This is a genomic window from Altererythrobacter sp. H2, assembly GCF_035319885.1.
In the GTDB taxonomy this organism is placed as follows: domain Bacteria; phylum Pseudomonadota; class Alphaproteobacteria; order Sphingomonadales; family Sphingomonadaceae; genus 34-65-8.
On sequence record NZ_CP141285.1, the window covers coordinates 785,902 to 803,489 of the forward strand.

Genomic DNA, 17,588 nt, shown 5'->3' on the forward strand with positions numbered 1-17,588 from the left:
ATTATAGCTCCTGCTCCTCTCGGCTCGCCTGCTCCCAGCCGCCGCCGAGCGAGAGGAATACCGCGATTTGATAGGTCGACAACTGCGCCTCGGCTTGGGCGAGCGCAGCTTCGGTCTGGGACAGCGACCGCTCGGCCTCCAGAACGACCTGAAAGTTCTCGCGCCCTGCTTGGTAGCGAAGCCGCGCAATGCGTGCGGCTTCGGCGCTGTGCTCGCGCGCGCGCCGCAAGATCGCCACCCTGTCGAGTTCGTTGGCGTAGCGGGTCAGGGCGCTTTCGGTTTCCTCCAATGCGCCGAGCCAGGTGCCGTCGAAGCGCGCCAGCGCGGCCTCGGCGCCGGCTTCCGCCTGGGCTATCCGTGCGCGCGCCACCCCGGTGTTGGGGAAGCTCCAGCTGATCAGCGGTCCGAGCCCGAAGCGGAAGCCGTCGCCCGACGTCAGGCCGCCGAGTGAGGATGCGGTCGAGCCGATCGAGCCGCCCAGAGTGATGTCCGGGTAAAGCTCCGCCGTCGCAACTCCGACCCGCGCCGTCGCTGCGGCGAGCTCTCGCTCCGCTTGGCGGATGTCGGGGCGGCGGGCGAGCAGGCTGGCGCCGTTTCCGACAGGGATCGGCTGCGAGAGTGCAGGCGAAGTGGCGCATTGCGCAACCGCCTGAGAGAACTCCGCGGGCGGCTGCCCGGTCAGGACCGATAACCGATAAAGCGCGGTGCGCTGCTGGGCTTGCAGCGTGGGAAGCTGCGCGCGGGTCTGCTCGAGCAGGGAGCCGGCCTGCGCGGTGTCGAGCGCGGTGCCGCGCCCCCCCGCCACCAGCCGCCGCGTCAGGTCGAATGTCTGCTCCTGGATGCCCACGCTCTGCTCGGCGACATCGAGTTGCCGCCCGGCATTGCAGGCATCGACATAGGCGCGCGCGGTTTCCGCTGCGATGGTCACGCGGGTGAAGTCGAATGCCGCCTGCACCGCCTCCACATCCGCCCGGCTTGCCTCGACGGCGCGGCGGATGCGGCCGAACAGGTCGATCTGGTATCCGACGTCGAGGCCGGCGTCGAAGACCGTGTCCGCGTCGCCGGGGCCGGGCTCATCGGCGTATTGGGCAGCGCCCGAGACTGTGGTCGACGGCAAACGGCCGGCGCGCACTTCGCGCAGCACCGCGCGCGCCTGGGCAAGGTTGGCGGCGGCGACCCGAAGGTCCGTGTTGGCGACCAGCGCCTGTTCGACAAGATCGTCGAGCACCGGATCACCGTACAGGCGCCACCACTGGCCCGGCGGCTCGTCACCGGTGAAGGCGGGCGACGCGGCGCTTACAAAGGGCGCCTGCGCGGGGGTAGAGGCTTCGGGCACCCGATAGTCCGGCCCGACCGTAGCGCAGGCGGCCAGCGCGGAGGCGCTGGCGGCGGCAAATAGCAGCTTGCGGATCATGCTTTCGCTCCATCCTCGGGCAACCCCGGGTGTGGCGTGGTCTCGTCATCGGCAATTGGCCTGGTGCGCGTCCTGCGCCGCAGTTTGCCGAGCCAACCGCCCATCCCTCTGCTCACGACGTAGAACACCGGCGTGAAGATGAGGCCGAACACCGTGACGCCAAGCATTCCGAAGCTCACCGCGGTGCCCAGCGCTTGTCGCATCTCCGCGCCGGGGCCGACCGCGATGGCGAGCGGGATGACGCCGAAGATGAAGGCGAAACTGGTCATCAGGATCGGCCGCAGGCGCGAACCGGCGGCGCTGACCGCTGCCTGCATGGGGTTCATTCCCTCCTCGTCTTCGGCCTGCTTGGCGAATTCCACGATCAGGATCGCGTTCTTGGCCGCCAGCGCCACCAGCACGACCAGCCCGACCTGCGTGAGGATGTTGTTGTCCATCCCGCGCAGCAGCACGCCCACCAGCGCGGCCAGAATGCACATCGGCACGATGAGGATCACCGCCAGCGGCAGGGTCAGCGCTTCATATTGCGCCGCCAGCACGAGGAAGACGAACACTACCGCCAGCAGGAACACGATCGCCGAGCTGCCGCCGGCGGCTTTCTGCTGGTAGGCAAGGCCCGTCCACTCGTAGGTCATGCCCTGCGGCAGGCTTTTGGCGGCCAAGTTCTCCATCGCGGCCAAGGCCACACCCGAAGACACGCCCGGCGCGGCATTGCCCTGGAGTTCCACGGCGGGGGCTAGGTTGTAACGGACCACACGGCCCGGCCCGCTGGTGTCGCTGAGCGTCGCCACCGATGAGAGCGGAACCATGTTGCCGCTCACCGAACGCACCTGAAGTCGGCCAATGTCGGACAGATCGTCACGCGCGGAGGGCTCGGCCTGCGCGGTGACCCGGAAGGTCCGGCCGAGCAGGTTGAAGTCGTTGACGTAGGTTGACCCTAGGTATGTCCCCAGCGCTTCGTAAATTTGAGCGGGCTGGACGCCGAGCAACTGCGCCCGGTCGCGGTCCACGTCGGCCTCCACGCGCGGAGACCCGGTGTTAAACAGCGAGAAGACCTGCGTGACCTCGGGAGTCTGCGCGGCTGCGCCCATCATCGCTCCAGTCGCCTGTTCGAGCGCTTGGTAGCCGGCCCCGGTGCGATCCTGGATCATCATGGTGAAGCCGTTGCCTGTGCCAAGACCCGGCACGGCGGGGGGCGCGATCACGAAGACATTCGCCTCCTGGATCTCGCCACCCATCGCCTGGGTCAGGCCTCCGGACAACTCCGCCGCGGAAAGGCCTTCCCCGCCGCGCTCACCCCAATCACGAAGCTTGATGAACATCGTGCCTGCGTTCGACGACTGCGAGAAGCTGGCGCCGTCGAGACCCGCGAAGGTCGCGGCATCCACGACGCCATGGTTCTTGCGCACGATGGCATAAGCCCGACCGAGAACCTCGCTCGTTCGTTCGAGCGAGGAGCCGGGCGGTAGCTGAACCACGCCGATGAGCACGCCCTGGTCTTGTTCGGGGATGAAGCCCGTCGGGGTCGACGTCAGCGTCACCCCGGTAGCCGCAAGCAGGACTCCGTAGATCGCCAGCATGACGGTCGTCTTGCGCACCAGCTGCCCGGTAAAGCGCCCGTAGCGATCTGAGAGCCAATCGAAACCCGCGTTGAACTTGTCGGCCGCACGCCGGATCGGCCGGGTAAAGCGGTTACCTTCACCGTGGTGCTCCTGATGGGGCTTGAGAAGGATAGCGGCCAGCGCGGGGGAAAGGGTCAGCGAGACGACCAGCGATATCAGTGCGGCAGCGGCGATGGTAACCGCGAACTGTCGGTAGAAGATACCGGGAATGCCGGCGACGAAGCCGGTGGGGATGAAAACCGCCGTCAGCACCAGGCCGATGGCGATCAGTGCGCCAGACACTTCGCGCATCGTTCGGTGGGCGGCCTCGCGCGGACTTAGCCCGTTGCGGATATGCTTCTCCACCGCTTCGACGACCACGATGGCGTCGTCCACGACGATGCCGACCGCAAGAACAAGGGCGAACAGAGACAGCGAATTGATTGAGAAGCCGAGGCCGAGCTGGTGCGCCACGGCAATACGCCTGATGTGTGCCGCGCGCGGTACAGGATGCAGACGCCGGAAGGAATACAACAAGGTGATGCTGTCACAGCGGCCCCTCGACGGTTGGCCTTCAGCGAGGGCTGCGGCATGCGTTGTCAGCAGCAGGACAACGGGCTGATCGTCAGGCTACGGTCGGCTCCCAGAGGTCGCTCTTTATAGGCTGTGACTATCGGGAGCGTGCTACGCTTTCGATTGGCCTCAATGCCTCCGGCGACCGCATAGGCAGCGAGGGGACAGTTTTCCGCTATTGCACGAACGAGGAGTGGGCAGCCGCCAGACAGCGGCGCGCCAGTCCTGTCTGCACCCAAGCTGGGACGCTCGGATACACAGAAGAACTCAATTTGCAGGTCGAGCAGGTGGCTAATCCGTTATGACAGAACGCACTCTCCCCGGCGGCTACCGGCTCTCGAATCTGAAAGGCGACCTATCAGGCGGACTGGTCGCAGGCGTCATAGCCCTGCCGTTGGCACTCGCGTTCGGCGTTCAATCGGGCTTGGGGGCCGCCGCCGGCCTCTACGGCGCCATCGCACTGGGCATCATCGCCGCGGCGCTCGGAAGCACGGTGACGAACGCCTCCGGCCCGACCGGTCCCATGACGGTGCTTTCGGCGTCGATTATCGCGATCGCCATCGAGCGCACCGGCAGCCTGCAAAGCGGTCTTGGCATCATCCTGCTCGCGTTCTTGCTGGGCGGGGTTCTTCAGATCGCGATCGGGCTGCTGGGTGTCGGCAAGTACGCCAAATATTTTCCCTACCCTGTAATCTCGGGCTTCATGAGCGGTGTCGGCCTGATCATCATCGCTCTGCAGGCCTGGCCCTTTCTGGGATCCGCGGCTCCCGGATCCGTTCTGTCCGCCGTGACGGGGCTCGCCGAGCCGATCCGCAATGCGAACCGGGACGCGGTGCTGCTGGGTGTCATCACCGTCGGTACCTACTATCTGTTCCCGCGCATCACCAAGGCCATTCCTGCGGCGCTGGTGGCGTTGCTGGTCGGAACCCTTGTCGCCGTGTTCGCCGGGTTCGATGTGCCGATGATCGGCGACATCCCCGCCGGGTTGCCCGAACTGCGGCTGGGAGAGATATTCGCCGTCGCTCCGGAGCACTACCCTCTCATCGTCCAGCTCGGACTGACGCTGGCTCTGCTAGGTTCGATCGACACCCTGCTCACGTCGGTGATCGTCGATAACATGATCAAGACGAGACACGACAGCAGGCGCGAACTGGTCGGCCAGGGGCTCGGCAACGCGGTTGCGGCGATGGTCGGCGGGATACCGGGCGCAATCGCCACCAAGAACACGCTCGTCAACATGAAGGCCGGCGGAACGACCCGCTTGTCCGGCATCGTCCACGGGCTGTTCCTGCTTGGGGTCCTGCTTGGGCTCGGACAGTTCGTTGCCTACATTCCCCTGAGCGTCCTCGCAGGCCTGCTGATCCCGGTGGGGCTGTCGATCATCGACTACAAGGCGCTCAAGCACCTGCGGCACTTGTCCCGCGCGGACGGAGCGGTGTGGTTCATCGTGATGGCGATGACAGTCTTCGGCAGCTTGATCTATGCGGTAGGCGCGGGCGTGGCGCTGGCCAGCATCCTCTTCATGAAACGGGCGGGCGATCTTGCCGAAGCGAACGCCTCGGTCGCGCCTCTGCCGGAGGAGCCCTGGGACGACGAGCTCGAGATCCGCAAGACCCATTCCGGTCAAGTCTACGTCAAGCATCTTTACGGGCCATTGTTCTTCGGCGCCGTGCCGCGTGCCCTCGACATTGACCTCGCGGTAAGCGGGGCGGTCCTCGCCGGTAAAGTCGAAATAGGCGGCAAGGTGGACAACGCTTGCGAAGCGTCTGCCAAATCGCTTCGTGATGATTTCGAGCGCCGCGTCGACCGACCGCTGGTCGGCCAGGTCGGCCTCGACCAGCGGATAGGGAGCGGTGGCCCCGGGCCGGTCGATTCCGACCACGGTATAGCTATCCTGCAGGGCGGCGACGAGCGAGCGGCCGACGTTGCCGCCTGCTCCCGTAACCAGTACAACCGGTCTTGATCCCGCCATCGCGCAGCCCCCTCCCGCGTCCGGCGAGCGGCTACGCATATCAGCGGACTTCGACATAGGCAAGCCGGGGCGAAACGATCGGTCAGAGGCGTTCTTGGACCCAGCGACCCTTGCCGTCGGGTAGCCACGCTCGCCGAGGTGCAGGCTGAGGCGCGGTCGCTCAGGACTTTGCCACGGGACCGGTCTGCGGCAATGGCCCTGGGCGCATAGAAGCATCTTATCGGTGGATCGCTTCTCTTTCTATTTCCGCAGGACCCGCCCCGTCTCCATTATCGCTCTACCAATTGTGAAGGAGTGATACTGAAATGTCCGATCTCATTGTCGTGGGCTTCGACCGGCCCGAAGAAGCCGACCGCGTGCTGATGCAGCTGAACCGGATGCGCCGTGAATATCTGATTGACCTGGCCGACGCAGTGGTTGTCATTCGCGATCCAGACGGCAAGGTGCAGATCAAGCAGTCGATCAGCATGATCGGGCAGGGGGCGAGCTACGGCACCCTGTCAGGAGCCCTCTGGGGCACGTTGATCGGTTTCCTGTTCCTCAATCCTCTGGCGGGTATGGCAATCGGCGGCGCTGTCGGCGCAGGCAGCGGTGCGCTCACGGGAAGCCTCGTCGATTATGGCATCAACGACGATTTCATCCGCGAGATGGGCCAGACGCTGACCCCCAATTCGAGCGCACTGTTTCTGCTGGTCCGGAAGGTGCAACCTGAGAAGGTGCTCGCGGAGCTGTCGGCATTCAACGGCCGCGTCCTTCGGACCTCCCTTTCGCCCGAGCAAGAGGCACAGCTTCGCGTAGCATTGGCGCGCGAGGGGGCGGTGGGCGACGCCGAGCCTGCCTCCAGCGAACGGCAAAGTCCCGAACCGGCTCTGACCTGAATCGAGGCAGCCGCTGAACGGGCGCCCCCCCGTGAGTGTCCAAACACAACTCGCCGTAAGGAAAAGCCATGACGAGATATATCTTGCCTGCCATTCTCGCGTTCGGGCTCGCTGCATGCGGCAATGATGGCGCTGGCGAAGAGGCTCAGCGCAACAGCATAGGGGAAGCAATTGACGAAAAGGCACTGGTAGAGGCGGTCAACTCATCGATCGACCGAAATGCTGTGGAAGGCTTGGCGCGCGAGGCGATTTCCAGTGCAGTTCAAGAGGCCATACCGGCCGAGGTCCGGGCTGCTGGGGTGGTGGTAGATGAGAAGGCATTGGCCAAGGGCATCGACCAGGCAATTGACGTCAAGACACTCCGCAGCGCCGTCGAGAACGCCGCAGTAGCGGTCGAGAATCCCTCGCAGAGGTGAGCGGATCGTCTCGCCCCGTCAGCACTTCGGAGCAGCCAGCGCCAAGACCGCGCCGAGCGCCATAGTTGGAGAAATGCAAAGAAGCCCAGCCCTCAAGAAAACCCTAAGAAGGATTACGCGCTCATTCAGTTCATCCAGAAGTTCCACCGTCTCGCTGACACGCTGGTCCAGCGCTTTGAAATCAGCATTGCCCGGGCCACCTCAGTCTCGAATGCATGGTTGGGTCCCGGATTTTCAGCGGTCGCAACGAGCGCCGATGAACCTCGGCGCCGCAGATGACGCTGCCTTTGCCCTGCACTCGACGGCTTCCAGAGTTCATGGTGACGCTTAGCGATGTCCCAAGTCCGCTTGAGGATTTTAGCGACTGCCGGACGACAGGGTGATGGCGATCCACAGGGTGCGGCGCTTTTCGGACGAATCGAGGTTGAGTTCTCCTTCGCCGCTCATGCCGCATTCCTTTCGTCTCTCGCCCAACTTTCGGCGGCATCCCGCTCGAGAGGCTCGAAGAATTTCATCTTCGCGCGGAAGTGCGGATCGGAGACCTTCGTGCCCCACTCCTCCCACTTGCGGTCACCGACGATCGCAATCCGGCCGAAACTGTCCTTGTGCTTCGCGTCGAACTTGAGGTCGCGCCAGATCCCGCCGGGATCCCAACCCGTGAAGTCGGGCGACAGCTCGATCAGCATCGGGACCGTACCTTGCTCGCGCATGGCAATGCGCTCGAACTGGGCACGAAGCGATCGTAGTCGGAACTGTCGAGGGTTCCACCGGCTCGCACCAGGATCAATCCGTTCTCTTCGGCGCTGTTCAGCAGTTTGCCTTCTCCATTCTGTCCGGTCACGCGATGTCCGTCAGCTCACGCTGCTCCTGTCGCGTCACGTTGCGGCGCAAGGGCTCCCACCACTCTCGACGCCAGCTCTGCTCGGTATCCGAGCCGTGCGGCACGAGGCGGGCAATCGCGGGCAAAACGAACAGGATCAGCGCGGTCGCCGTGATCAGTCCACCAATAAGCACCGTAGCCAATGGACGTTGCACCTCGGCACCGGTTCCGATGGCGATCGCCCCTATACGATGCATCGCGATTTCGGATGCGGATGCTGCATGGCTTGGGCGGAGCCCGCGCGCACGCGGCTGTCAGCCGAAGTGAAGGCACGCGAAGACATCCCGATGGCGCGCGTCAAAAGCCGACGCGGCGTTCCCGAGGTCCTTTCATCGTGCCACACCACGCTGATCGAAGCATCCGCGATCCACGATCAATGCCCGCTCGCGAGATCGCGGGCTGCTCAAGGATCGGCACGATGACATCGGGCGGGCGCCGGTAAATGCCGCGTGACTCCCGGGGATGGAAGCGGGCAGACGCACACGGCCAATTGAAGTGATCGCGTACGACAGCTTCGGCCGACGCGTCTGCGGACTATCCAAAGCGTATGGCCTACGCTAACGAGCATCGCGTGCGTGCGGTTATCGCCCTTTTCGGCCTCCTTGCGATGGTGCTGTCCGGTCTTCACGCCGGGCCGGTCGCTGCGCACGAGAGCGATGGGACACACTGGAGCGATGTTGCCAGCCACGGGCACGGTCATGGTGAGCACAATGGCGGCGGCGGGGATGATCCGAATGATTCCCCCGCTGACCTTGATGCGGATCAAGGGCATCATCACTGCCCGTCCGCCGCGGCGCCGCAGCTGCCGCAGGCCGAACTGAATAGCCACCTTAGCAAACAGATCCTCTTCGCGGCGGAAGTCTCGTTCCTCCGCCTGGGCGCTGCTGCGCCACCGCTAGACCCTCCCAAAGCCTGACACCCTTGCTTCGCTGCGCGGAGGAGTCCGCGCGACTTGCATTCGGGCGTCAGGAGACCTCCCCGATGAAATATGGAATCGTTGCAACTCTCCTGGCGGGAGTTGCCGGGCTTGCTGCAAGCCCCCTGGCGGCTGAGCCGCTCACGCTGGAACAGGCGGTCGATAGGGCCGTCGCGGCCGCGCCCGAACTTGCAGCCAACGAGGCGAGCGTCGATGCCGCGCGGGCCAGCGCCCGGCAGGCAGGCTTTCGTCTGAATCCGACCGTGGCGGTCGAGGCCGAGAACCTCGCCGGGACCGGCAATTACAGCGTGCTCGAACAACCCGAGGTGACCGTCACCTATTCGCAGCCAATCGAGCGTGGCGGCAAGCGCGCCGCACGGATGGCCTATGCCGCGCGCGGCATTGATCTGGCCGAAGCGCAGACCCGGCTCGCACGATTGCAGATCGGGCAGGAGGTCCAGCGCGCCTACATCGATACGCAAATCGCCGATCAGCTCGTCTGGATTGCGGAGCAGCGCCTCACCACCGAGAAGGAGCTGCGGACCGAAGCGCTCCGTCGGGTCCGCGGATACAAGGATCCCTTGTTCGTCGAGACAGCCGCTTCGGCTCGAGTGACGGCAGCCGAACTTGCTCTGGATGAGGCGAAGTCGCGGGCGGCTTCGGCGCGCAATCTGCTCGCATCCTATTGGGGCGGAAGCGGCACCGGGCTGGATGTCGCGAAGGGGATCGTGAGACCGCCTGTGCGCGACGATCTCGCGTCCGCCGATGCCGCCGTCCGCCAAGCGGCCCTTGCCCGCGCCAGCGCGGAAGTCGTGGTCGAGCAATCTAGGGCCGCGCCCGACTACACCGTCAGCGGCGGGGCACGGTTCTTGCGCGAAACGAACGACGTCGCGCTTGTTGCCGGTGTCTCGTTCCCGCTCGGCCGGTTCGACCGCAATCAGGGCAATATCGAGCGTGCCCAGGCAGAGCGCCGCAGGTTGGAGGCCGAGGCCGAAGCGGACCGGCTGGCGCGCCTGCGCCGTCTGGTCTCGCTTCGCGCGCAGGCAGAGGCCGCTTCGCAGCGTGCCGATGGCCTGATCGAGAAGGTCTACCCACAGGCCCAGAAGACGCTGGCGCAGGTGCGCGAGGGTTACAACCGCGGGGGCTTCCGTTTCTCCGATATCCAGGCCGCGGCCGACGCCATCATCGAGGTCCAGCAGCAGTGGGTCGAAGCGATGATCGCCTGGCGCGACGCCCAATCCGAAATCGATCGTTTGACCGGCCGCTTCGACGTGGCCGTGGAGACTGTGCCATGACCAAGACGTTCCTTGCTCGCGTCGCGCCACTGGTGCTGATCGCGCTCCCCCTGGCCGCCTGCGGATCGGCAGAAACCGACGAAGCGGAGCAATCCGAAGAGGCCGAGGCGCCCGAAGGGCCGCATGGCGGCCGTCTGCTCACTGACGGCAAGCTGTCGGTCGAGGTCACGATCTACGAAGCGGGACAGGACCCGCAATATCGGGTCTATCCGTATCTCGATGGCAAGCCACTCGACCCGGCAAAGGTCAACCTCCAGATCGTGCTGCGCCGGCTCGGCGGACAGATCGACCGGTTCCGCTTCACACCGCAAAAGGACTATCTGGCCGGCAACGGCGTGGTGGGTGAGCCGCACAGCTTCGATGTAGAAGTGATCGCGGTGGTCGATGGCAAACGCAGCCGCTGGACCTACGACAGTTACGAAGGCCGTACGACCATCACCCCCGAGGCCGCGCGGCAGGGCGGGATCGAGGTCACGACCGTCGGCCCCGCCACCATCGGTGACGCGCGCGAGCTGTTTGGCACGGTTCAACTCAACCCCTCGGCGCGATCCGAGATCCGCGGCCAGTTTCCCGGCCGGGTGGTCTCCGTCACCAAGGGCGTCGGCGATTATGTCCGGCGCGGCGAGCTGCTGGCGCGCGTTGAATCGTCGGAGAGCCTCCAGACCTATCCGGTCTATTCCACGGTCAGCGGCGTCGTGGCCGAGCGGCCCGGCAACCCGGGCAATATCACCGGAGACCAGCCGCTCTATGTGATTACCGACCCGGCGGCGACGACGGTGGTATTCAACATCTTTCCCAAGGATCTTGGGATCGTACGCCCCGGCATGCGAGTGGAGGTCGCTTCGCAGGACGGCCGTGCAGTGGGCGCGACCACGCTCGGCGAGTATCTGCCCGAAGGCAATGCGCAAGCCGGCACCGCGCTGATCCGCGCGGCGATACCCAACCGGGGCGGCTGGATCCGGCCGGGGATGACCCTGCGCGGCAAGCTCCAGGTCAACCAGCAGGCCGTCCCGCTGGCGGTGCGGACCGAAGCGATCCAGCCGTTTCGCGATTTCCAGGTCGTCTATGCCCGCTTCGGCAACACCTACGAGGTGCGGATGCTCGAGCTGGGCCGCAAGGGCACCGAATACACCGAAGTCCTTTCCGGCATCGAACCGGGCACGCCGTACGTGACCAAGGGCTCCTTCCTCGTGCGCGCCGATGTCGAAAAGTCCGGCGCGAGCCACGATCACTAAGAGGAACCCTCGCCATGCTTGAACGCATCGTCGGACTATCGATCCGCCAGCGCTGGTTCGTCCTCGCGCTCGTCACCCTGTTCAGCGCGATCGGGGTGTGGAGTGCAACCCGGCTGCCGATCGACGCCGTGCCGGATATCACCAACGTCCAGGTCCAGATCAACACCGAAGCCGCCGGCTATTCGCCGCTCGAATCCGAGCAGCGGATCACCTTCCCGATCGAGACGGTCATCGCCGGTATCCCGAACCTCGACTATACCCGCTCGATCTCGCGCTACGGGCTCAGCCAGGTCACTGTCGTCTTCAAGGACGGGACCGACATCTTCTTCGCCCGCCAGCTAGTCAACGAGCGCATCCAGCAGGTGAAGTCGCAGCTTCCCGAAGGGATCGAGCCCCAGATGGGGCCGATCGCGACGGGGCTCGGCGAAATCTTCATGTTCGCCATCGAGCCCGAACCCGGCGCACGCAAGGCCGACGGCAGTGAATGGACGCCCATGGACCTGCGCACCCTGTCGGACTGGGTCGTGCGGCCGCAATTGCGGACGATCCCCGGTGTCGCCGAGGTTAACACGGTCGGCGGCTACGAGCGGCAGTACCATGTCACGCCCGATCCGATGCAGCTCGCGGCGATGGGTCTGTCGCTTTCGGACGTGGTCGAGGCGCTCGAACGCAACAACGCCAACCGCGGCGCCGGCTATGTCGAGCGCGGGGGTGAACAGATCCTGATCCGCGTACCGGGGCAGGCGGCGAACGAGGAAGACCTCGGCGGCATCGTCATCGCGACGCGCGGCGGCGTTCCGATCCGCGTCTCCGATGTGGCGCAGATCAACATTGGCTCCGAGCTGCGCTCCGGCGCCGCGACCGAGAACGGCAAGGAAATCGTGCTCGGTACCGTTCTGATGCTCACCGGCGGGAACCCGAGCGTAGTGGCGCAGGCCTCGGCCGACAAGCTTGAGCAGATCACCGCCTCGCTTCCCGAGGGCGTCGTTGCCCACCCGCTTTACGACCGCACCGAACTCGTCGGCCGCACGATCGCTACCGTCGAGAAGAACCTCGCCGAGGGCGCTCTTCTGGTCGTCGTCGTGCTGTTCCTGCTTCTCGGCAACCTCCGCGCCGCTCTGATCACCGCCGCGGTGATTCCGATCGCGATGCTGATGACGCTGACCGGCATGCTTGCCACGCGCACCTCCGCCAATCTCATGAGCCTCGGCGCGCTCGACTTCGGGCTGATCGTCGACGGGGCGGTCATCATCGTCGAGAACTGCCTGCGGCGATTGGGCGAGCAGCAGCACCGTCTTGGCAGGCTGCTCGACCGCGAGGAACGGTTCGGACTGGTCGCATCGGCCAGCGCCGAAGTTATCCGACCGAGCATCTTCGGGATAGTCATCATCACCGCGGTCTATCTGCCGATCTTCGCGCTCGAAGGCATCGAGGGGAAGACCTTCCACCCGATGGCGATCACCGTCGTGCTCGCGCTGACAGCGGCGATGATCCTTTCGCTCACGCTGGTCCCGGCTGCAGTGGCGATGTTCGTGACCGGCAAGGTCGAGGAGAAGGAAAACCGCGTGATGCGGTGGATCTCCACGCGCTATGCGCCACTGCTCGATCGAGTGCTCGCACGTCCCCGGCCGGTGGTCGCCGGCGCCCTGCTGCTGGTTGCGCTGGCTGGCGCGGGCGCGACGCGGCTCGGCTCGGAGTTCATCCCCCAGCTCGACGAAGGCGACATCGCCATGCACGCGCTGCGCATACCAGGGACCAGCCTGTCGCAATCCATCGAGATGCAGACGGCGCTCGAAACCCGGATCAGGCAGTTTCCCGAGGTGGAGCGGGTGTTCGCCAAGATCGGCACGCCCGATGTCGCGACCGACCCGATGCCCCCGTCCGTTGCGGACAACTTCATCATGCTGAAGCCACGCGAGGACTGGCCCGATCCGCGCAAGCCACGCGACCAGCTCGTTGCCGAGCTCAATGCTGCGGTCGACCAGATTCCCGGCAACAATTATGAGTTCACCCAGCCGGTGCAGATGCGCATGAACGAGCTCATCGCCGGCGTTCGGGCCGATGTGGCGGTCAAGCTCTTCGGCGACGATCTCGACCAGCTCATCGCCAGCGGGCAGGCACTCGAGGAAGTGGTGGGCGCGGTGCCCGGGGCCGCCGACGTCAAGCTGGAACAGGTAACGGGGCTGCCGGTGCTGTCGATCGTCCCGCGGCGCGAGATGCTGGCGAGCTACGGTGTCAGCGTCGAAACCGTCCAGGATATCGTATCGACCGCCACGGGCGGGCAGAACGCAGGGCAGGTGTTCGACGGCGACCGGCGTTTCCCGGTGGTCGTGCGCTTGCCCGAAAACCTGCGAACCGACCTCGATGGTTTGCAGAACCTGCCGGTTCCGCTCGCCAACGGAGCCTCGGTGCCGCTCGGCGAGCTCGCGGACATCTCTCTCGCGTCAGGGCCGAACCAGGTCAGCCGCGAGAATGGCAAGCGCCGCGCGGTGATCACCGCCAACGTGCGGGACCGCGACCTCGGCAGCTTCATCGACGAGCTCCAGACCCGGATCGGCGAAGAGGTCGAGCTGCCCAACGGGTACTACGTCGAGTACGGCGGGACGTTCGAGCAATTGCAGTCGGCCGCGACCCGGCTGTCGATCGTCGTTCCGCTGGTGCTGCTGCTGATCTTCGGATTGCTCTACACGCTGTTCCGATCGTGGCGCGATGCCGGAATCGTATTCACCGGTGTGCCGCTGGCGCTGACGGGAGGGGTGGCCGCGCTTGCGCTGCGCGGCATCCCGTTCTCGATCTCGGCAGGCGTCGGCTTCATCGCGCTGTCGGGCGTGGCGGTGCTCAATGGCGTCGTCATGCTGTCTTTCATCAGCGACCTGCGCATCCGCGGCGAAAGCCTGCTCGAGGCGATCAGACATGGAGCACTGACCCGGTTGCGGCCGGTTCTGATGACGGCGCTGGTGGCCTCGCTCGGGTTCGTGCCGATGGCGCTCAACGTCGGCGCCGGTTCCGAAGTCCAGCGCCCGCTCGCGACAGTCGTGATCGGCGGGATCGTCTCGTCTACGATCCTCACGCTACTGGTGCTGCCGGCGCTCTACTGGCTGGTGCACCGGCGCGACCGTGATGAGGAAGCCCGTGAATTCGCTGAAAGCGACCGGCAATCTCTGCTGCCAACGCCACCCTTATGAGTACCAGGAGTCTGACGATGACGACCCTAGCTAGGATCAATTCTGCCCATTTCCCGCGCCGCTACCTCGCGGCCGCGATATTCCTGCTTCTTTTGCTTTGTACGAGCGTCGAGGTCTGGGCGCACAATGTCGCCGAGGGCGACAAGGGCTATATCCAGGAGATGAGCGGGGTGCAGATCCTGCCCTACATCTACCTCGGCGCCAAACACATGGTGACGGGATACGACCATTTGCTGTTCCTGTTCGGCGTCATCTTCTTCCTCTACCGGTTGAAGGATATCGGCATCTATGTGACGCTGTTCGCCATCGGCCATTCGACCACGCTGCTGTTCGGCGTGCTGACCGGGATAAGCGCCAACGCCTACCTCATCGACGCGATCATCGGACTGTCCGTGGTCTACAAGGCGCTCGACAACCTCGGGGCCTTCCAGCGCTGGTTCGGGTTCCAGCCCAATACCAAGGTGGCGACGTTGGTCTTCGGCTTCTTCCACGGCTTTGGCCTCGCGACCAAGATCCTCGAGTTCGAGATGCCGAGCGAGGGACTGGTCGCCAATCTCATCGCCTTCAATGTCGGTGTGGAAATCGGCCAGCTGCTGGCGCTCGTCGGCATTCTCGTGGTGATGGGCTATTGGCGGCGAACCTCCAGCTTCATGCGCCATGCCTTTGCCGCGAACGCCATCGTGATGACCGCGGGCTTCATGCTCGTCGGCTACCAGCTCGCCGGTTACGCGGTCAGCTGATCCCCCAGTCTCGAATTCGGAGTTTCCACCATGTTCAATTCGCAACGTCCCAACATCGACGACCTTCCCACCTCGCGCCAGCTCGTTCGGGCAACTGCAATCTCTGCGGCAGTCGCGGGCGCGCTGCTGATAACGGTTGTCCTGCCCGCCGAATACGCGATCGACCCGACCGGCATCGGAGGTGTGCTCGGCTTCACCGAAATGGGCGAGATCAAAACGCAGCTGGCCCAGGAAGCCGCCGCCGACCGCCCCGCCACCGCATTGGCAGCTGAGGCCGCTCCTGCTGCCACTGCCGCCCTAGCCACAAAGTCCGGCGTTGTCGGCGCGGCCACCGGCGCCCGCTCCGACGTAACCGAGCTGACGCTTACGCCCGGTCAGGGCGCCGAGATCAAAGCGACGATGGCCGAGGGAACGACGCTGACCTACGACTGGTCGGTCTCGGGCGGCGCGGTCAACTACGACACCCATGCCGATGCGCCGGGGATCGACTACCACGGCTACGACAAGGGTACGAACTCTGCTGGCCAACGCGGCAAGCTGGTAGCGCCGTTCGACGGCAAGCACGGCTGGTTCTGGCGCAATCGCGGTGACGCGCCGGTTACGGTCACTCTGCGCACCCAGGGCGCCTACACCGAAATCAAGCGCGTCGTCTGATCGCCCGTCCAGATGCCGGGAGATGATCCCCGAAACTCTCTTCGCCGGTTACGCCGGACTGTTCGCGGCCGCCTTCGTTGCGGCGACGATCCTGCCCGCGCAATCCGAGCTCCTGCTCGGCGCGATGCTGGTCTCGGAGCGGTTCGATACCGCCGCGCTGCTGGCGGTGGCGACGGCAGGCAACGTGCTGGGCTCGATCGTCAACTGGCTGCTCGGACGCTATTTCGCTTATTACCGCGAGAAGCGCTGGTTCCCGGCATCGGCTGCCACAATGGCGCGGGCCGAGGCTTGGTTCGCGCGCTTCGGCCCCGCAGTGCTGCTGTTGTCATGGGTGCCGGTGATCGGCGATCCGCTCACCGTGGTCGCCGGGGTGCTGCGGATGCGGTTCGTCCCCTTCCTGCTTGTCGTGACTCTCGCCAAGGGCGGGCGTTATCTGTTCCTGACCTTTGCGGTCATGAACCTGCTGGCGTGAACGGGACCTAGGAAAAATCGCGATGCTAAAGGTTCTCGCCAATCGCCCCTACCGCCACCTGTTCTTCGCGCAGGTCATCGCGCTGGTGGGCACCGGGCTGGCGACCGTTGCGCTCGGCCTGCTCGCCTATGAGATTGCCGGCGCCGACGCTGGTGCGGTTCTGGGGACCGCGCTGGCGATCAAGATGGTCGCCTATATCGGCATCGCGCCGGTCGTGGGCGCATACGCCGACCGCCTACCCCGCAAGAGCCTGCTGGTGGCGATGGATCTGGTGCGCGCCGGCGTCGCGCTTGTGCTGCCCTTCGTCGACGCGGTGTGGCAGGTCTACCTGCTCATCTTCCTGCTGCAATCGGCTTCGGCGGCCTTTACGCCGACCTTCCAGGCCACCATCCCCGAAATCCTGCCAGACGAGGAGGAGTACACCAACGCGCTGTCGCTCTCGCGACTGGCCTACGACCTCGAAAGCCTGCTCAGCCCGATGCTGGCGGCGCTGCTGCTGACCGTCATCAGCTTCCACTGGCTGTTCGCGGGAACTTCGGTGGGCTTCCTCGTCTCGGCGCTGCTGGTCGTGACGTCGGCGCTGCCGCACCGCAAGGCGGCAGCACGCGCGGTCGAAAACGCGTGGCGAAAAACGACTCGCGGGGTGCGCATCTATCTCAAGACGCCGCGGCTTGTTGGTCTGCTGGCGGTGACTCTCGCGGCCGCGGCGGGCAGCGCGATGGTGGTCGTCAACACCGTGGTTCTGGTCAAGGGGATGGGTGGCTCGCAGCAGGACGTGGCGCTGGCGCTGGCCGCCTATGGCGGCGGCTCCATGCTGATTGCGCTGGCGCTGCCACGTGTCCTGCGAAGGCTGAGCGAGCGCACTACGATGCTGATCGGAGCCGGCGTACTGTGCGCGGTGTTGCTCGCGTTCGCCATGGCGACTCCCACGCTGCCGCCCGATGCGATGTGGCCGTTCCTGCTGGCGGAATGGCTGGTCATGGGCGCGGGCTATTCTCTGTGCGTCACCCCCGGTGGACGTCTGCTGCGCCGGTCCTCCAACGAAGCGGACCGTCCGGCGCTATTCGCGGCCCAGTTCGCGCTGAGCCATGTCGGCTGGCTGCTCGCCTATCCGGTAGCAGGTCAGGCCGGTGCGCTTCTCGGGATGCCGGCGGCATCCGGGCTGCTGGCCGCCATCGCCGCGACCGGACTGGTCGCCGGCCTGTGGAAGTGGCCTGCGGTCGATCCCGAAGCGGTCGAACACGACCACTCTGACTTGCCTCCCGGCCATCCCCATCTTCGCGGGCAAGGCGCCGGGCCCCATCGGCACCCCTATGTGATCGACGATCTGCACGTGGAATGGCCGGGCAGGAACTAG

At 65.4% G+C, this 17,588-nt stretch carries 13 protein-coding genes and 3 pseudogenes; 11 read left to right on the forward strand and 5 right to left on the reverse strand.

The genetic code is table 11. The features are described 5' to 3' along the window. Position 1: 1 nt before the first annotated feature. Positions 2-1,414, reverse strand: a complete 1,413-nt coding sequence (locus U4960_RS03850; protein WP_324262269.1) for an efflux transporter outer membrane subunit — start codon at positions 1,412-1,414, stop codon at positions 2-4. Beyond that, positions 1,411-3,489 (reverse strand): efflux RND transporter permease subunit, encoded by a 2,079-nt coding sequence (locus tag U4960_RS03855; protein WP_324262270.1) that lies wholly within the window; start codon positions 3,487-3,489, stop codon positions 1,411-1,413. Before U4960_RS03855 ends, U4960_RS03850 begins: the two co-directional genes overlap by 4 nt. A 400-nt stretch (positions 3,490-3,889) precedes the next feature. On the opposite strand from U4960_RS03855, the pseudogene U4960_RS03860 reads away from it, so the two are divergent. Then, positions 3,890-5,023, forward strand: a pseudogene (locus tag U4960_RS03860) (SulP family inorganic anion transporter); the annotation flags it as partial. Between the two features lie 300 nt (positions 5,024-5,323). Here the strand turns inward: U4960_RS03860 and U4960_RS16050 are convergent. Beyond that, positions 5,324-5,776: pseudogene (locus U4960_RS16050) on the reverse strand (NAD-dependent epimerase/dehydratase family protein); the annotation flags it as partial. 89 nt (positions 5,777-5,865) lie between these two features. Between U4960_RS16050 and U4960_RS03865 the strand changes: the two are divergent. Both U4960_RS03865 and U4960_RS03870 read left to right on the forward strand, forming a co-directional pair. Next, the gene (locus U4960_RS03865) at positions 5,866-6,438 is read left to right on the forward strand and encodes a DUF1269 domain-containing protein (RefSeq protein ID WP_324262272.1); all 573 of its coding nucleotides are present in this window, start codon (positions 5,866-5,868) and stop codon (positions 6,436-6,438) included. Positions 6,439-6,506: 68 nt separating this feature from the next. Beyond that, complete coding sequence (locus U4960_RS03870) at positions 6,507-6,854, forward strand: hypothetical protein (RefSeq protein ID WP_324262273.1); 348 nt, start codon at positions 6,507-6,509, stop codon at positions 6,852-6,854. A gap of 443 nt (positions 6,855-7,297) precedes the next feature. Here U4960_RS03870 and U4960_RS03875 read toward each other — a convergent pair whose 3' ends face one another. Both U4960_RS03875 and U4960_RS03880 read right to left on the reverse strand, forming a co-directional pair. Beyond that, positions 7,298-7,540 (reverse strand): STAS/SEC14 domain-containing protein, encoded by a 243-nt coding sequence (locus U4960_RS03875; protein ID WP_324262274.1) that lies wholly within the window; start codon positions 7,538-7,540, stop codon positions 7,298-7,300. Positions 7,541-7,691: 151 nt separating this feature from the next. Continuing rightward, positions 7,692-7,916 (reverse strand): annotated as a pseudogene (locus U4960_RS03880) (efflux RND transporter permease subunit); the annotation flags it as partial. A gap of 365 nt (positions 7,917-8,281) precedes the next feature. On the opposite strand from U4960_RS03880, the gene U4960_RS03885 reads away from it, so the two are divergent. The 8 genes from U4960_RS03885 (at position 8,282) to U4960_RS03920 (ending at position 17,588) form a co-directional block, all read left to right on the forward strand. Further along, positions 8,282-8,650, forward strand: a complete 369-nt coding sequence (locus U4960_RS03885; RefSeq protein ID WP_324262276.1) for a hypothetical protein — start codon at positions 8,282-8,284, stop codon at positions 8,648-8,650. Positions 8,651-8,715: 65 nt separating this feature from the next. Continuing rightward, entirely contained in the window at positions 8,716-9,945 is a 1,230-nt protein-coding gene (locus U4960_RS03890; protein WP_324262277.1) for a TolC family protein, read from the forward strand. Then, positions 9,942-11,180, forward strand: coding sequence for an efflux RND transporter periplasmic adaptor subunit (locus U4960_RS03895; RefSeq protein WP_324262278.1), 1,239 nt, complete (start codon positions 9,942-9,944; stop codon positions 11,178-11,180). Before U4960_RS03890 ends, U4960_RS03895 begins: the two co-directional genes overlap by 4 nt. A 14-nt stretch (positions 11,181-11,194) precedes the next feature. Next, positions 11,195-14,365: an efflux RND transporter permease subunit gene (locus U4960_RS03900; protein WP_324262279.1), complete on the forward strand. Its 3,171-nt coding sequence runs from the start codon at positions 11,195-11,197 to the stop codon at positions 14,363-14,365. Between the two features lie 17 nt (positions 14,366-14,382). Beyond that, a complete protein-coding gene (locus U4960_RS03905; protein WP_324262280.1) occupies positions 14,383-15,105 on the forward strand; it encodes a HupE/UreJ family protein in 723 nt (240 codons plus the stop codon). Between the two features lie 30 nt (positions 15,106-15,135). Continuing rightward, positions 15,136-15,759 carry a transmembrane anchor protein gene (locus U4960_RS03910; RefSeq protein WP_324262281.1) on the forward strand — a complete coding sequence of 208 codons (624 nt, stop codon included), beginning with the start codon at positions 15,136-15,138 and terminating at the stop codon, positions 15,757-15,759. Between the two features lie 22 nt (positions 15,760-15,781). Further along, positions 15,782-16,231: a YqaA family protein gene (locus U4960_RS03915; RefSeq protein WP_324262282.1), complete on the forward strand. Its 450-nt coding sequence runs from the start codon at positions 15,782-15,784 to the stop codon at positions 16,229-16,231. Positions 16,232-16,253: 22 nt separating this feature from the next. Next, entirely contained in the window at positions 16,254-17,588 is a 1,335-nt protein-coding gene (locus U4960_RS03920) for an MFS transporter (protein WP_324262283.1), read from the forward strand.

Coding starts and splice junctions, on each gene's coding strand:
- U4960_RS03895 (WP_324262278.1), top strand. CDS start 9,942: ATGACCAAGACGTTCCTTGCTCGCGTCGCGCCACTGGTGCTGATCGCG.
- U4960_RS03915 (WP_324262282.1), top strand. CDS start 15,782: ATGATCCCCGAAACTCTCTTCGCCGGTTACGCCGGACTGTTCGCGGCC.
- U4960_RS03890 (WP_324262277.1), top strand. CDS start 8,716: ATGAAATATGGAATCGTTGCAACTCTCCTGGCGGGAGTTGCCGGGCTT.
- U4960_RS03900 (WP_324262279.1), top strand. CDS start 11,195: ATGCTTGAACGCATCGTCGGACTATCGATCCGCCAGCGCTGGTTCGTC.
- U4960_RS03875 (WP_324262274.1), bottom strand. CDS start 7,540: ATGCTGATCGAGCTGTCGCCCGACTTCACGGGTTGGGATCCCGGCGGG.
- U4960_RS03885 (WP_324262276.1), top strand. CDS start 8,282: ATGGCCTACGCTAACGAGCATCGCGTGCGTGCGGTTATCGCCCTTTTC.
- U4960_RS03905 (WP_324262280.1), top strand. CDS start 14,383: ATGACGACCCTAGCTAGGATCAATTCTGCCCATTTCCCGCGCCGCTAC.
- U4960_RS03850 (WP_324262269.1), bottom strand. CDS start 1,414: ATGATCCGCAAGCTGCTATTTGCCGCCGCCAGCGCCTCCGCGCTGGCC.
- U4960_RS03920 (WP_324262283.1), top strand. CDS start 16,254: ATGCTAAAGGTTCTCGCCAATCGCCCCTACCGCCACCTGTTCTTCGCG.
- U4960_RS03870 (WP_324262273.1), top strand. CDS start 6,507: ATGACGAGATATATCTTGCCTGCCATTCTCGCGTTCGGGCTCGCTGCA.
- U4960_RS03910 (WP_324262281.1), top strand. CDS start 15,136: ATGTTCAATTCGCAACGTCCCAACATCGACGACCTTCCCACCTCGCGC.
- U4960_RS03865 (WP_324262272.1), top strand. CDS start 5,866: ATGTCCGATCTCATTGTCGTGGGCTTCGACCGGCCCGAAGAAGCCGAC.